This window comes from uncultured Nostoc sp. (assembly GCF_964245575.1).
GTDB lineage: Bacteria > Cyanobacteriota > Cyanobacteriia > Cyanobacteriales > Nostocaceae > Nostoc.
This window is the reverse complement of sequence record NZ_CAXTNP010000195.1, coordinates 1-15,306: the sequence shown is the minus strand read 5'-3', so window position 1 is coordinate 15,306 and position 15,306 is coordinate 1. Positions and strand designations below refer to the sequence as shown.

Below are 15,306 nucleotides of genomic sequence, written 5' to 3'. Positions count from 1 at the left end.
GTTAAATATAATTTAGCTGTTTAGATGTGAATAAACCAACAAGATAATAATATTAATAGTATTTTTTACTTGAAAAAGGATAGCTTTTCTACGTAAAAATAATAAAAAACTAAAATCGGTAAAATCAACATTATCAGCGAAACATATTAATTGTTAAAACATATACATCCACTATTTCAGTCTGATCAGACTAAATTGATTAAAACAAACATAACTCAAATATAAATAAATACTTAAACATGTCAAATTTGAATCCCAAAAACTCAACTAAAAACTTATATAATCGCACAGCATCAGAGTGGATTAGAGGAGAACCTACTTCCCTATCAGACTTTACAGCTCGCCCTTTTGTACTAGAGCTTTGTGAGCCTATTGTTGGGTTGCGAGTACAAGATAATAGGTTGTGGTGAAGGTTATTGCAGTCGAGAATTAAGCCGACGTGGCGCTGCATGGGTACATGGAATAGACCTTTCCCAAGGCATGATTGCAGCGCTGTAGTGAGTCTATCAAGCTTAAATTGATGGGTAAAGAAGTTCGTAGTAAGGACTAAAGTCTTTACTACGAACTCTCAAAACTAGCTGGGTAAAAGGAACAAGTGAAAATACGGTTGTAATAATGAGTATTTGTAGTATTAGAATGCGAACAGTTTTCCCCATTTTTTTCGATTTTTAAAACTGTAATAAAACATTTTAAGATTTGATTACAGAAAAGTTTCTTATTGAAATAAGTAAGTCGGCACGATAAAATCAAGGTATGTTTAGTTTTGTAAAAATCCTATAACTATTCATTTATAAGCTTTTTACTAAGTTTACACTTTGTTACATAGGTTGATTTTTTAACGCCGACCTACTTAAGCTTTTTCAGAAATTAGTTGTAGAGTCTTGGGCAAATTCACAAAGCAAAATTAGGTGCAGCAAGAGGAGGCTTCCATGTATGGATTAGTAAATAAGGCGATTCAAGACATGGTGTGCAGTCGCTTTGGCGAAGATACTTGGAAAAAAATCAAGCACAAAGCAGAGGTGGATGTAGATGTATTCCTCAGTATGGAGGGCTATCCCGATGACATCACCCACAAGCTGGTAAAAGCTGCTAATGTCATTCTCGGTTTATCTTCCTCAGAGATTATGCAAGCCTTTGGGGAATTCTGGGTTCAGTACACAGCCGAAGAAGGCTATGGCGAAATGATGGATATGAGTGGAGATGGACTCCTTGAGTTTTTAGAAAACCTTGATAATCTTCATGCTCGTGTGGGAGTTAGCTTTCCCAAACTCCAACCCCCATCATTTGAGTGTACTGATATGGAGGAAAATTCTCTGAGCTTACATTATCGCTCTGATAGAGAAGGGCTAACGCCAATGATTCTTGGACTAGTCAAGGGATTGGGAACCAGGTTTGATACAGAAGTTCATATTACCCAAGCCCAAAGTCGAGATCAGGGTGCTGAACATGATGAATTTTTAGTGATTTATAAACCAAATTGAGCGCAGTAGCATGGCTCCTCCTCACCTTACACTTTCGCCAGAGTTGCTGGCGAAAGCTTTTCCTTTCCACTTTGCCTTTAACTGTAATCGGGAAATTGTACAAGCTGGTGATATCTACAGGCGCATTTGTCCTGAACCATTGGTTGGTAAATTGATTGAGCAGCATTTCCAAATCAATCGTCCAAAAATTTTGGTCGATTTTGATGCTATCAGTAAACAGTCTCGGGCCCTGTTTATATTAGAGTTTCTCCACAATGGAATGCATCTCAAGGGGCAGATGATGTATCAACCAGAGCAGGAGGTGATATTTTTTTTAGGTTCTCCCTGGATTACAGATACAACTAGCCTGGCTCCTCTAGGTATTAAACTCAAAGACTTTGCAATTCACGATCCGATTGTTGATTTCTTGTTTCTACTACAAGCTCAGAATACTGCTTTAGCTGATGCCAAAAAGTTAACAAGTGAACTGAAACAGCAAAGGGTCCAACTACGGAGTGCGCTACAAATCAAGGAGAATTTAGCGGAAATTGCTGAGGCTCAGTCTAAAAAATTGGAAAAATCCCTTCGGGAGCTACAGCAAACTCAAGCCCAATTAGTCCAGGCTGAGAAAATGTCCAGTCTAGGCCAGTTAGTTGCGGGAGTCGCTCACGAAATTAACAATCCTGTTAACTTTATTTATGGAAATTTGAAATATGCAAAGGATTATACGCACTGTTTGCTGAACCTTGTGCTTCTTTACCAGAAATTGTATGCCAATCCTGTGTTAGAAATTCAAGAATACATTAAAGAAATTGAGTTTGATTTTTTACTAGATGATTTGCCAAAAATATTAAATTCGATGCAAGTAGGAGCTGAACGGATCTCTGAAATTGTCTTGTCCCTCCGGAACTTCTCTCGTCTTGATGAAGCGGAGAAGAAAAGTGTTGATATTCACCAGGGACTGGATAGTACTTTGCTGATTTTACAGAATCGCTTCAAAAATAGTGTTGATCATCCTGGGATCAAAGTAGTTAAAAATTATGGAGATTTGCCTTTAGTAAATTGCTACGCTGGCCAACTCAATCAAGTATTCATGAATATTATCAGTAATGCAATCGATGCGCTCGATAACTATGATAGTGAACGCGCGATCGCAAAAATCCATGCGAATCCTAATACAATTACAATTACTACGGAAGTTATTGAAACGAACTGTGTGATCCGAATTGCCGATAATGGTTCAGGAATAACAGAAGCAGTTAAGGAAAAACTGTTTGATCCATTTTTCACAACTAAGCCTGTAGGTAAGGGTACAGGATTAGGTTTATCAATTAGCTATCAGATTGTAGTTGAAAAACATGGGGGAACACTGAAATGTTTATCAGAACCTGGACAAGGAACTGAGTTCTGGATTGAAATTCCCCTATCTATGGATAAACAAGCAGTTAATTGCGTGAAATCATTAAGTTTAATTAAATAAATATCTTCAGAATCCAGCTTAGTTTAAGAATACTTTAAGTCAATTTTTGAGCGATCGCTCTTAACTATAGCAATCCTGAATTAAGTCATTTACAATTCTTTATAATAAGTATAAAATGCTACTTCTACTTTGCAAAGTAGCAATGCCTGCTCTACAAGACGCTACTCGTAGCTTGCTTGCTCGTAGAGGTACGGCGGCATAGCGATCTTTGTCAGAAACATAGCTCGAGCAGTGTATTGAAGTTGACAGCTCTAAGATTTATGGTTGTAAAGCCTACTTATAAGTTATAAGTTATGATTTATGAGTTTTATTTCTAACTCCTAATTCCTAACTTTTTACCTGTACTGCTCGTGAATCTACGCCGCCTGATTCCAATTTTTGATAGTTCAGTCTCCAACTGGGCATTAGAAGCGCGGCTGTTGCGCTGGTTAACGTTGATTTGGCTGTTTGTCGGCTTGATCATGCTATTTTCAGCATCCTATCCTGTCGCTGATGGCAATCATCATGATGGGTTGTACTACTTTAAGCGTCAACTGCTTTGGGTCTTAGTTTCCTTAATCGGATTCAATATTATTGTTAATTCGCCATTGCAGAAAATTTTGGGGCTATCCCATTGGTTTTTATTACTGTTTTTGACGTTAATTTTTATTACACTGATCCCAGGATTGGGAAAAAAGGCTTTTGACGCAGCCCGTTGGATTGCGATCGGGCCCATTCCGATTCAACCCTCAGAGTTAATTAAACCCTTTTTGGTGCTGCAAAGTGCGCGGCTTTTTGGTCAGTGGGAACGAATCAGTTGGCGGGTTCGCTTGGCTTGGTTGGGTATTTTCGGTCTGGTACTTTTAGGAATTCTTGCTCAACCTAACTTGAGTACAACAGCACTTTGCGGTATGACTATTTGGCTAATTGCTTTAGCAGCTGGCTTACCTTACAAGTACCTGGGAGGGACAGCAATTGGTGGAGTGATGTTGGCAGTACTCAGTATTAGTATTAAAGAGTATCAGCGTAAACGAGTGATGTCATTCCTCAATCCTTGGGCAGATGCTACAGGAGATGGCTACCAGTTGGTGCAAAGTCTATTAGCTGTGGGTTCTGGTAAAACTTGGGGAGCGGGATTTGGGCTTTCTCAACAAAAGCTGTTTTATTTACCAATTCAGGATACTGATTTTATTTTTGCGGTGTTCGCCGAAGAGTTTGGCTTTGTCGGCAGTATGGTATTACTGGCACTTTTAGCTACATTTGCCACCCTTGGATTAATCGTGGCACTGAAGGCTAAAAATATAGTACATCGATTGGTAGCGATCGGTGTGACGATTTTGATGGTAGGACAATCATTGCTTCATATTGGTGTTGCTACAGGTTCTCTACCAACTACTGGCTTACCTTTGCCCATGTTTAGTTATGGTGGTAATTCCATGATTGCTAGTTTAATAGCTGCTGGGTTGCTGATTCGAGTAGCACGCGAGAGTAGCGAAGCTGAGGTTGTACCGTTGCGAAAACCCTTGTTGGAAAATGGGCGCAGACGCCGAGGTTTTCATAAAAATAGATATTGAGCTAACAAAAGCGGCGTTGTAGGAATTAAATAGATTATGGAAGACCTAAAACAAACAATAATCAGCTACTCCAGCAGAGACCTTGAACAGCGAAAAAATTGGTATTCTCCGGCAGCACAAGCTTACAATAAGGCAAGACCCTGCTATCCTCAGGATTTGATTCAGCAAATTGTGGAAGTTGCTCAACTCTCCACTGACTCAAAAATTCTGGAAGTGGGATGTGGCCCTGGTACTGCAACGGTAGGTATCGCTCAATTGGGTTGCTCTATAATCTGCTTAGAACCCAATCCAGATTTTTTCCAGTTAGCTCAACACAATTGTCAACCGTATTCTAATGTAGAGATTCAGAACACATCTTTTGAAGAGTGGGAACTTAAGCCATTTCAATTTGATGCCGTTTTAGCAGCTAGTTCTTTTCATTGGATATCACCAGAAATCGGATATCCAAAAGCAGCAAATGCTCTAAAGGAGAATGGCTACTTGATTTTATTGTGGAACAAGGAACTTCAACCCAGCTATGAAGTGTATCAAAGTTTATCGCAAATCTATCAACTACACACTCCATCTCTTGACCGATATGAAGACCAAAAAACACAAGAATATATCTTGAGACAATTAGGAAATATGGCTATTGATTCGGGCCAATTCAAAGACTTGATATCTGGACAAGTTATATCAGAAGTAAGTTACACTGCCGATGAATATTTAACACTCTTAAACACTTACTCACCATACATAAAATTAAATCCAGAAAATAAAGACTCTTTATTTTTGGGATTGAGACATCGTATAGAAAATGATTTTGGAGGCAGTATGCAACTTTCATATATCTCTGCTTTTCACATTGCTCAAAAAGTTAACTCAGAGAAAAAGGAGTCTTAAATAAGCTATTACTAGCTGGTAGAGGAAGTGGAATTAAGTTAAATATTGTGTAATAAATTTGTCGGTTATTCATTACATATTATGTTGATCTTGCTTTATAAAATTCTGAAAGCCTTGCTATACAATAAATCTAAATATTTTATACTAAAGTTTTATGGTTTTGGCAATGAATTGGGCTTTTGACCTTTATTTTTAAACCAATTTTTGATGTTTAACTAAGAGGATGTTTGAAAAGGGTCGGCTTGAGCCTCAAGTGCGACTCAGAGGTACGATCTCAAATCCCAGAACTCCGATTCTCTCGTAGCAGTTTCTCGGTAGCCAGGGTAGTGAAACACACGCTTGAGGACTTTTCAAACATCCTCTAAAATAGCATAATTCAGAATACAGAATACAGGAGTAAAACACGCTTTATACGTGGAGGAATAGACTTAGTACAGCTTTGCGCAAAATCGTAGCGTTTTTATTTAATGCAAGGGGACGCATTGGCATTGTCAGCCGATGCGTTGGCATTGTCAGTCGATGCATTGGCATTGTCAGTCGATGCATTGGCATTGTCAGTCGATGCATTGGCATTGTCAGTCGATGCATTGGCATTGTCAACCGATGCATTGGTATTGTCAACCGATGCATTGGTATTGCAGGGTATTGCCAAATTTAATTCACTACGAATTAATGAAATGCTGTACTTAGCATGTGTATCTCACCAACTTTAAATCTGCTGGAATTTCGCATAACAAATACTGAAGATCCAAATATTTTAAAAAATCCGAAAAGCAGCAACTTCAGTTTGAAGCTTAAGTATATACCTACCAAAATGAGATGCACTAGTTTGAGTTTTCCTGATTATCTTAGCTCGAAGTAAAGAAATGGCAACACTATATACCTCACACTTCCAAGTAAATCCTGCAACTTCCACCTCCTATGCCCATAGTTTAGTCTTCATCGACATGGCGGTTGAAGACTATAACGATTTAGTAAATGGCGTGCTTGATAATGCCGAAGTGTTCGTGCTTGACTCGACACAGGATGGTGTTGAACAAATTACAGAAATTCTAGCGAGTTGCAATCGTCCGAATTTGACTAATATTCATATTGTGTGCCACGGTATCCCAGGTTACTTACAATTGGGCAACACCCATTTAGGACTGGATACCCTTGACGAATACAGCCAGCAACTGCAACTATGGCAAAAGGTATTTTCAACCTCTGCCAAAAGCGATAACCTTTGGAACTTACTCATCTATGGTTGCAATGTGGCTTTGGGTGATGCGGGGACAGAATTTGTAGACAAACTGCACCAACTCACTAAAGCAAATATTGCTGCTTCTGGTCAGCGAATTGGTAATGCAGCATTAGGTGGTAACTGGGAGTTAGAAGTCCGCACCACTGATATGGAAGTGAGTTTAGCATTTGCAGAAAGGACGCGGCAAACTTACGCAGGGGTACTGGCGACGTTCACGGTGAATGATACTGGAGATACAGATGATGGCGATCGCAATAACGGCATCACAACACTCCGAGAGGCAATTAACTTAGCCAATGCTAATGCTGGGGATGATACGATCGCTTTTGGGGGAATATTCAAAGATACCACCCCAGATACCATCACGCTCACCTCTGGGCAACTGACGATTACCGATGATGTAACCATCTTGGGGACTGGGACATCTAAGCTTACTGTGAGTGGAAAGAATGTCTCTACAGTATTCGAGATATCGGGATTAGGGACAGATGTCAATATTAATGGACTGGCGATCGCTAGCGGCAATATTAAGGTTAATAGAACTTCCATCCTCAACCTAGCAAAAAGCAGTGTGTCTGGTAATACAGCAGGAAGTGGCATCTCTAATAGCGGCATCCTCAGTCTTGCTAACACCAGCGTCTTTGGCAATAAGCAAGGCGGTATCTATAACGCTGGTACTCTCAGCCTAACTAACAGCAGTGTTTATGGCAATACCGGGGGAAGCAAGATTTATAATGGCAATACTGCCGGAGGCGGCATTTTTAATGACGCTTCCTCTGGTAAAACTGGTACTTTCAACCTAGTTAACAGCAGTGTCTCTGGCAATACGGCAAACTCCGGTGGTGGCATCTATAATCAAGGCGGTACTTTTAGGCTGACCAATAGCACCGTCTTTGGGAATACTGCAACCTCCGGCGGTGGCATTTTTAACGGAGATGATGATGCTTATTCTGGCGGATTAGTTACTTTAACTAACAGCACCGTCTCTGGCAATACAGCCTTAGAAGATGGTGGTGGCATATATAATGGCTACAGCTATGTAGCAGACACCAGGCTCACCCTAATCAACTCCACAATTACCAATAACACAGCTGATTCAGATGGTGATGGTACTGGCAATGGTGGAGGAGTTTTTAATACCTCTGATGCCTCTAGTCCCGTCAAAATTAGTAACACCATCATTGCAAGCAACTTTGACAAGTCCACCTCCGGTGATATACATCCCGACGTGGATGGTAGCGTGATTGACTCCGGCAATAACCTGATTGGCAATAATACTGGTAGCACTGGCTTTACCACCAGCACCCTCGTCGGCACAAGTGCTAGCCCCATTGACCCCAAGCTGGGGCTGCTGCAAAATAACGGTGGTGCAACCTTTACCCAGGCGTTACTTGTGAATAGCCCCGCTATTGATGCTGGCAAGAATTCCCTAGTTAGTACTGGTGTCACCACTGACCAACGCGGCACTCGATTTAACCGGATATTCAACGGTGTTGTTGATATTGGTGCTTACGAAGTCCAGCCTCCCATCACACCGCCGCCTGTTAATAACAACACATTTGTGGTGACTAATACCAACGATTCTGGATCGGGGTCATTGCGGCAGGCTATCCTCAATGCCAATGCGACCGTTGGGGCAGATACGATTACCTTTGCGGGCGTGTTCACCGATGCCACCCCAGATATCATCACCCTGACCTCTGGCAAATTAACCATTACCAATGATATTACCATTTTGGGGACTGGGGCATCTAACCTCATTGTGAGTGGGAATAATTCATCAAGCGTGTTTGAGATATCAGGTTCTGGGACAGATGCCAGCATTGATGGCTTGAAGATTGCTAATGCTAATGACCCCTTAGGCAGTATTTTGCTCAATAGCAATACCAGCCTCAATCTGACTAACAGCACTGTCTCTGACAATACAGGGGAGGTAGGCGGCATATTTAACAGAGGCAACCTCAGTCTCCTTAACAGCACTGTCTCTGGTAATAGGGGGTCATCATTAGGCGGGGGCATCTTTAACAAAGGCACCCTCAGTCTCACTACCAGCACTGTCTCTAATAATTACGCATACGTCGGTTACAACACAGCTTACGGCGGCGGCATATTCAACACAGGCAAACTTAGTATAAATAACAGCACTGTCTCTAATAATAGGGCGGATGCTAGCGGTCTTAATCGGGGGGGCCCTGACCCTTACCCGTCTTACGGCGGCGGCATTTATAACTTAGGCACTGTAGATATCACTAACAGCAGTGTGTCTAATAATAGTGCGGCAGACGGCGGTGGCATCTCTAACTCAGGTACTTTTAGCCTGACTAACAGCACTGTCTCTGATAATAGTGTATATTACACTGGCGGCGGCATCTTGAACAGTGGCACTCTCACCCTCACCAATGACACCATTACCAATAACACAGCAGAGGGCTTTTACGGTGTTCCTGGCAACGGTGGGGGTGTTGTCAGTAACGGCGGCACTGTTATCGTTGGCGATACCATCATTGCAGGCAATTTCTATACAGGCAATCCTGATGATGCGCCCAATTCCGGTTATTCCCGCGACGTTTCTGGCAACTTCACCGACGCTGGAAATAACCTAATTGGCGATCGCACAGGTAGCACAGGCTTTACTACCAGCACCCTTGTCGGCACCGGAACCAACCCCATTGATCCAAGACTCAGCCCCCTGCAAAATAATGGTGGTGCAACCTTTACTAATGCCTTACTTGGCGATAGTCCCGCCATTAACGCTGGCAATAATGCTCTGATTCCAGCAGGTATCACCACCGACCAACGGGGTGGTCAATTTAACAGAATATCTAAGGGTACAGTTGATATTGGTGCATTAGAGTTTAACGGGCTGAATGGAACCAAAGGCGCTGATAATTTAGTAGGCAAGAACTACAGTGACATAATTAACGCTCAAACCGGGAACGATACCATAACTGGTAATCAAGGCAACGACATCCTAACTGGTGGCGGCGGCAAAGACAAATTTGTTTACAATTTAGGTGACGGTGTTGATACCATTACCGATTTCGGTGGGTTAGGTAAAGGCTCAAATCCATCAGCAGCAATCATTGCCGAATTGGATACCCTCAAATTTCAAGGTGCTGGATTGACAGCCCGAAATCTGCAACTCACCCAGAATGGTGACAATCTGGAAGTTACTTTTGAAGGGGTGGCTGATAATAAAGTTATCCTGCAAAACCTTCCTCTGGAAAACCTAGAGAACGTATCGGCAGTGGGCAATATCCTGTTTAATGGGCAAACCAGCATTAGTGAAAGCTTTGATGTCTTCGATGCCAACTCTACCCAAAACGCTATCCTCAACAAGAACACAGTCACCTTTCTCAATGACCTGAATAACAATATTAATGGCTTTGACAACTCAGCAGATGTTATTAATGGTCAAGGGGGCGATGACCGCATCGACGGCAAGAGTGGTAACGACCTGCTGCGCGGTGGTGCTGGTAATGATACTCTGACTGGTGGTGATGGAAATGATACCTTGCTTGGTGGTACAAATAATAATAGCCTCATCGGAGGTGCTGGTAATGACATCCTCATTGGCGGTGATTTTAGTGATACGCTGACTGGCGGTAGCGGTAATGACCAGTTCATCTACCAAACCCTTAGCAATGGTGATACAATCACTGACTTTAATAAAAGCGAGGATAAATTAATCCTTACTGACTTGTTCAAGAGCCAAGGCTACAGTGGCAGCAATGCCATCTCAGATGGTTATCTACAGTTTGTGCAATCGGGTACTTCTACACAAGTTCAGTTTGCCTACGATGGTAACAGTTTTTACACCTTTGCAACTTTGAATAATTTCACGGCGACAAATCTGGTAGTTGGTACTAACGTCATCGTCTAGCGCTCAATTCTAGTCTGTAGCCACTGTCTTAAAAGTCAAGGGATCATTTAATAAATATTAGACATTTGGTGAAAAAGAATTGTTTTGACGTAGCACTGCTACGTCTCTACAAGGGTTCTGGATAACGCATAATTAATTTGTGCAGATGTCATTGCTTAATTTTGGATTTTAGATTTCACAGACATCTAAAATCCAAAATCTATAACTCTTACAGTTGGCGCACTAATGGCTGACCATCTTTGACTTCACCAATCAAAACTAAATCGACACAGTTAACGAAAATACCATTTTCTAGGACGCCGGGAATGTTATTCAATATCTTTTCTAGGTTAACTGGATCTTCAATAGAGTCAAATCTGACATCTAAAACAAAATTGCCTTGATCAGTGATCACTGGGCCAGCTTTTTTTACACCCATGCGGAGTTCTGGTTTGCCACCAAGTTTTTTGATGGCATTAGTTACAGGAGTAATTGCCATTGGAATCACTTCCACAGGCACAGCGAAACTAGAACCCAAGCGGTCTACTAACTTACCACTATCTACCACAACGATGAACTGTTCTGCCAGGTAGTCAACAACTTTTTCGCGGGTATGTGCTGCACCACCGCCTTTAATCAAATTCTTCTGCGGATCGACTTCATCTGCACCATCAATGGCAATATCAATGTGGTCAATAGCATCCAAGGTGGCAAGAGGTACACCGTATTGCTTCGCCAGTACTTCTGACTGAAACGAGGTAGGTATACCAATAATATCTTGAAGTTCACCAGACTTGAGGCGATCGCCCAAAAACTGAATCGTATATGCTGTAGTTGACCCCGTACCCAACCCCACAATAGAACCCGACTTTACTAAGGCGGCGGCGGCTTTGCCAACTTCTTGCTTCATCAACTTTACGGGATCTGCTGCTGCGGTCATTGCCAAAACTCCTGAAAAACTGACTATAGTCCATAGTAGTGGGCAGATAACCTCAAAAGATGAAAGGTAAAAAACAAGTTTTTGCTAGTTTCTACTTCCTTGATTAGGGACTTGCAAAAAATAAAACATCCTAGTGTCCGGAAAAAAGGAGATGACTCATGTAACAATAGTGTATATTAGTATACGAATATAATGAAAAACCCCCAGTACACTGATCCTACTTTTAAGCAACTTTTCGCTGAGATTGACCCGGAAATAGCAAATACCTTCACGGTAGAGCAATTAGAAGCGATAAAAAAGGGTTTATCCTCTCGTGCTAGGATCCGTCATTCTTTAGACATAAGAATTTCAGTACCAATTCCCGGATTAAGGTTTTATTTGGTGTTCCTAGCAGGTTCAGAACGTCGCTCTAAAGTCCGTTTACGCTCTGAAAAAGGTTTATATCCTTTTTGGACTCCTGGCAATATCTTGTTCCTCATAGGATTTCTAATCATTCTATCGATTTGTAGCTACACTATATTTTCTTCTGCATTGTCTTCACTTACTCCCACATCTAGCTCCTATTACCCTACTTCAATTCCTTGGATTGACGATAAATCAGAATGTGAAAACACTGGTAGAGTCTGGAATCATGGGAAGTGCTGGGATTTTGAACAAAGTCCTAATTTTTAAAATTTATAGCCACACCCTACGTAGCTAAAGCAACATTGCCCAGCCTAAATTCGTCACTAGCTGAGTTACAGGTTATTAAAAACACCAAATTTTGCGTTAACCTCAGTAACGTAGTTTTTTAAATCCACGTTAGCAGCTAAAAGTGATTATCATGATGCGTCAGCTTTCAATTACTCTATCTTTAGTGGCACTACTACAAAACTTACCAGCAATTGCTCAGACTCAAGTGCCAGAAACTACTTCTGAAGTCCCATCTGATTCCATTCAACAGGTAACTGCTGTCAAATGGATGACAAACTTTTCTGATGGCAAGTTTTATCCAGAAAAGTTACTCAGTAGGGCCGAATTAGCGTCAATTATGGTAAAAGCATTTGGGCTAAATAAAAGACAGGGTGTTAGCAAAGAAAATTTAGCTATTCCAGATGTTCCTCGTTCTCATTGGGCATTTAATGATATACAGACAGTCTTAAAAACTGACATCATGAAAGGTTATCGGGGCAATGAATTCTTCCCTAACCAAAAGGTGACAAGGGCTGAAGCTCTTGCTATTTTCGCCCAGGCTTATGGTGTATTTCAGTTTCCCGATGAGGCTGTGAATGATATTCTGGCTTCATATCCAGATGAAAAGTCTATCCCAACTTGGGCTAGAAAAGCGATCGCTACAGTAGCTACTGAAGGATTTCTCAATACAAATGCTCAAGGCAATATTTCCCCATTAAAACCTGTAACCCGTGGAGATATGGCTTATGTATTGAATAAATATTTGCAACGACAACAGCAACAACCCGAAACACCAGAAGTTCCGATTATTCCAAATAGCCCACAAACACCTTAGCTAGACTTTATCCAGCTAAGATGCTTAAAATCACCTTTGATCTAAACCTCTATACCTGTCTCGAATCTGGCGAAGATATAAGGAATTAGACTGTGTTGGTTGCTGCAACACATAATTAGATTGTGGTGGTTGCGTCGGTTGCTGCAACCCATAATTTCCATAAGTAGATTGTGGTGGTTGCGTCGGTTGCTGTAACCCATAATTCCCATATCCCACAGGGTTTGTAGGGGTGACAACGCCTTGATTTGGAATCTGGTTAGAGTAAGGTGCAATATTACTTGGTGCAGCATAAGTACCTGGGGGCGTTAATGGTGCTACATTAGGCACGACCTGACCGTTATTTAAATTATTGTAGGGACTTTGCGGTAAGTTCGTACCCGTTGATGTATAACCTGTAGGAGTATTTAACCCATTACTAGGCAATATCTGACCGTTATTTAAGTTATTTACATTATTGTAAGGATTTTGCTGCAAGTTCGTACCCGTTGAGGTGTAGCCTGTCCCAGTAGTTAACCCAGCACTTGGTAGAGAATTCTGACTGGGTAAGCTTTTAATGGGTGGCATCAACGTTGTTCCTGGCTCAGAGGCTTGGCTTAAAGTATTTGTCTGAGTTGCAGTTTCATTAAAGCTAGAATATTGTTGGTTTGTCGATTGGTTGAGTGCTGGTTGCAGAGGGCTGGTGGAGACAGAATTTTGATTCTTGTTGGTTTGATTCGTGAATCCAATACCCAGGCTAGAAGATGTTTCCCCCTCTGTTGGTTCAGATGCCGTAGTTAAGGGCTTAATACCTAAAAACTGGCTATTATTATCAACCGTCCCAGTCCGCAATAAATTTTCTGTTTGTACAACAAAGGGATTTTTCACACCTGGGGAGGTATCGGCATTAACGCCTAGACCAGGATTTAATTTGGTATCATTAACAGAATTTTGTTTTTTAATTACATCCTCTAAGGAGTTTTTACTATTTTTTGCCTCAGTATTTTCCTTGGAGTTATTCGGCGTTACTGAAGGAGTTGCTTGGTCAAAGTCATTAAATAAAACTGGTAGGTTATCAATATCTGCTGCAATGGCTCTGTTTTCTTCTGAAAGTGAAGAATCAGCAGGCTGTTGTGAAGCAACTTGGCTTTTTTGCTTATAAACGAAAATATCTGGGTTTGACCAGTATTCCCAAGTTACCAGTCCGACTACAGATAAAAAAATTGCAGTGCCCCAAAAACCAGGTCGCCCTAGATTCCATAACCTGGCTTTGAGATAGCGTAAGTAGGCGGGAGGATAATGACGATTTGGCATGTGTATTAATAATTGAAATTTACTCGAAATCGGTAAAACTTTATGGAAGCTGAAGCCGTTGCTGTTTAATTCTTTTACTTTCCTTAACAGGAAATATCTCAACTGAAGTTGGATAGTAATTTTATCCTAACTTCTCCATCAGTTATTAGTCAGTACCAATAGACATGTAGTAGTCAAAAATTTATTTTTTAACGGCTGAAGTCCTTTGGCGAGATTTTCTATAAAGTTATGGCAATTTATGCTTATTTTTGGATATCGGTCACATTGGATAACATCAGGAGTTGACAACTGGTCTAATTTATTGTTGTAGCTGGACAAAAGTTCAACTTTTTTATTTTCTAGTTAGAAAACTAAACTGTGTGCTGCAATGCTCCGATATGCCTCTGAAGGCACTGTGCTGCACCGTATTATTAACCAGGAGACTACAGCAATGATGAAAGCTGAAGATATCATGACCAAAGATGTAGTTACCATTCGCGGTTCGGCGACTGTTGCTGAAGCAGTGGGGCTGATGAAGGAAAAAAAATTGCGGGCGCTGGTTGTGGATCATCGCCATGAAAATGATGCTTATGGCATTGTCACAGAAACGGATATTGTTTATAAGGTAACAGCCTACGGTAAAGACCCAAAGCAAGTGCGGGTTTACGAAATTATGAGCAAGCCCTGCATTGTGGTGAATCCTGATTTGGGTGTGGAATATGTAGCGCGGTTATTTGCTAACACTGGTATTCATCGAGCGCCTGTGATTCAAGGCAAGCTGTTGGGCATCATCTCGATTACTGACATTTTGACCAAAAGCGACTTTGTGGAAGCGCCAAAAGCCTTATTGCTGGAGGAGAGAATTCAAAAAGCTATTGAGCAGTCTCGGGCTATTTGCACCGAACAAGGTGCTTATTCTAAAGCCTGTGCAGCCGCCTGGGATGAAGTAGAAGAACTTCAAGCAGAAGCCGCTCATCAGAAAGCTGAGGGTATGGTATCAGCCAAAGTCTCTTTTGAAGAATACTGTAAAGAAAACCCAAATGCACCAGAATGTCGAAATTATCATCCGTGATTGAAGTGTGGAGATGAAGAGGAAGGGGGATTGGGGAT

Annotated in this window: 12 protein-coding genes; 10 read left to right on the top strand and 2 right to left on the bottom strand. The window is 41.3% G+C overall.

Features of this window, described 5'->3' with window-relative positions:
* Nucleotides 1–363 precede the first annotated feature (363 nt).
* The 7 genes from ACFFAP_RS25960 to ACFFAP_RS25930 all read left to right on the top strand — a co-directional run bounded on the left by ACFFAP_RS25960 (nucleotide 364) and on the right by ACFFAP_RS25930 (nucleotide 10,501).
* Nucleotides 364–498: a class I SAM-dependent methyltransferase gene (locus tag ACFFAP_RS25960; protein WP_375513922.1), complete on the top strand. Its 135-nt coding sequence runs from the start codon at nucleotides 364–366 to the stop codon at nucleotides 496–498.
* A 431-nt stretch (nucleotides 499–929) separates the two neighbouring features.
* Nucleotides 930–1,481: a heme NO-binding domain-containing protein gene (locus tag ACFFAP_RS25955; RefSeq protein WP_375513924.1), complete on the top strand. Its 552-nt coding sequence runs from the start codon at nucleotides 930–932 to the stop codon at nucleotides 1,479–1,481.
* A gap of 10 nt (nucleotides 1,482–1,491) precedes the next feature.
* Nucleotides 1,492–2,940 carry a sensor histidine kinase gene (locus ACFFAP_RS25950; RefSeq protein WP_375513921.1) on the top strand — a complete coding sequence of 483 codons (1,449 nt, stop codon included), beginning with the start codon at nucleotides 1,492–1,494 and terminating at the stop codon, nucleotides 2,938–2,940.
* 350 nt (nucleotides 2,941–3,290) lie between these two features.
* Nucleotides 3,291–4,493, top strand: coding sequence for an FtsW/RodA/SpoVE family cell cycle protein (locus tag ACFFAP_RS25945; RefSeq protein WP_375513920.1), 1,203 nt, complete (start codon nucleotides 3,291–3,293; stop codon nucleotides 4,491–4,493).
* A 36-nt stretch (nucleotides 4,494–4,529) separates the two neighbouring features.
* Nucleotides 4,530–5,375 (top strand): class I SAM-dependent methyltransferase, encoded by an 846-nt coding sequence (locus tag ACFFAP_RS25940; RefSeq protein ID WP_375513919.1) that lies wholly within the window; start codon nucleotides 4,530–4,532, stop codon nucleotides 5,373–5,375.
* Between the two features lie 467 nt (nucleotides 5,376–5,842).
* Nucleotides 5,843–6,088 carry a hypothetical protein gene (locus tag ACFFAP_RS25935; protein WP_375513918.1) on the top strand — a complete coding sequence of 82 codons (246 nt, stop codon included), beginning with the start codon at nucleotides 5,843–5,845 and terminating at the stop codon, nucleotides 6,086–6,088.
* Between the two features lie 153 nt (nucleotides 6,089–6,241).
* Complete coding sequence (locus ACFFAP_RS25930; protein WP_375513917.1) at nucleotides 6,242–10,501, top strand: DUF4347 domain-containing protein; 4,260 nt, start codon at nucleotides 6,242–6,244, stop codon at nucleotides 10,499–10,501.
* Between the two features lie 208 nt (nucleotides 10,502–10,709).
* Here ACFFAP_RS25930 and rpiA read toward each other — a convergent pair whose 3' ends face one another.
* Nucleotides 10,710–11,420 carry a ribose-5-phosphate isomerase RpiA gene (rpiA, locus tag ACFFAP_RS25925; protein ID WP_375513916.1) on the bottom strand — a complete coding sequence of 237 codons (711 nt, stop codon included), beginning with the start codon at nucleotides 11,418–11,420 and terminating at the stop codon, nucleotides 10,710–10,712.
* A 192-nt stretch (nucleotides 11,421–11,612) separates the two neighbouring features.
* Between rpiA and ACFFAP_RS25920 the strand changes: the two genes are divergently transcribed.
* Together ACFFAP_RS25920 and ACFFAP_RS25915 are read left to right on the top strand one after the other, a co-directional pair.
* Nucleotides 11,613–12,092: a hypothetical protein gene (locus tag ACFFAP_RS25920; RefSeq protein WP_375513915.1), complete on the top strand. Its 480-nt coding sequence runs from the start codon at nucleotides 11,613–11,615 to the stop codon at nucleotides 12,090–12,092.
* Between the two features lie 154 nt (nucleotides 12,093–12,246).
* Complete coding sequence (locus ACFFAP_RS25915) at nucleotides 12,247–12,927, top strand: S-layer homology domain-containing protein (RefSeq protein ID WP_375513923.1); 681 nt, start codon at nucleotides 12,247–12,249, stop codon at nucleotides 12,925–12,927.
* 30 nt (nucleotides 12,928–12,957) lie between these two features.
* Here ACFFAP_RS25915 and ACFFAP_RS25910 read toward each other — a convergent pair whose 3' ends face one another.
* Entirely contained in the window at nucleotides 12,958–14,217 is a 1,260-nt protein-coding gene (locus ACFFAP_RS25910; protein ID WP_375513914.1) for a hypothetical protein, read from the bottom strand.
* A gap of 430 nt (nucleotides 14,218–14,647) precedes the next feature.
* On the opposite strand from ACFFAP_RS25910, the gene ACFFAP_RS25905 reads away from it, so the two are divergent.
* Entirely contained in the window at nucleotides 14,648–15,268 is a 621-nt protein-coding gene (locus ACFFAP_RS25905) for a CP12 domain-containing protein (protein WP_208766739.1), read from the top strand.
* Nucleotides 15,269–15,306 lie beyond the last annotated feature (38 nt).

Coding starts and splice junctions, on each gene's coding strand:
- rpiA (WP_375513916.1), bottom strand. CDS start 11,420: ATGACCGCAGCAGCAGATCCCGTAAAGTTGATGAAGCAAGAAGTTGGC.
- ACFFAP_RS25950 (WP_375513921.1), top strand. CDS start 1,492: ATGGCTCCTCCTCACCTTACACTTTCGCCAGAGTTGCTGGCGAAAGCT.
- ACFFAP_RS25930 (WP_375513917.1), top strand. CDS start 6,242: ATGGCAACACTATATACCTCACACTTCCAAGTAAATCCTGCAACTTCC.
- ACFFAP_RS25915 (WP_375513923.1), top strand. CDS start 12,247: ATGCGTCAGCTTTCAATTACTCTATCTTTAGTGGCACTACTACAAAAC.
- ACFFAP_RS25920 (WP_375513915.1), top strand. CDS start 11,613: ATGAAAAACCCCCAGTACACTGATCCTACTTTTAAGCAACTTTTCGCT.
- ACFFAP_RS25955 (WP_375513924.1), top strand. CDS start 930: ATGTATGGATTAGTAAATAAGGCGATTCAAGACATGGTGTGCAGTCGC.
- ACFFAP_RS25935 (WP_375513918.1), top strand. CDS start 5,843: ATGCAAGGGGACGCATTGGCATTGTCAGCCGATGCGTTGGCATTGTCA.
- ACFFAP_RS25910 (WP_375513914.1), bottom strand. CDS start 14,217: ATGCCAAATCGTCATTATCCTCCCGCCTACTTACGCTATCTCAAAGCC.
- ACFFAP_RS25905 (WP_208766739.1), top strand. CDS start 14,648: ATGATGAAAGCTGAAGATATCATGACCAAAGATGTAGTTACCATTCGC.
- ACFFAP_RS25940 (WP_375513919.1), top strand. CDS start 4,530: ATGGAAGACCTAAAACAAACAATAATCAGCTACTCCAGCAGAGACCTT.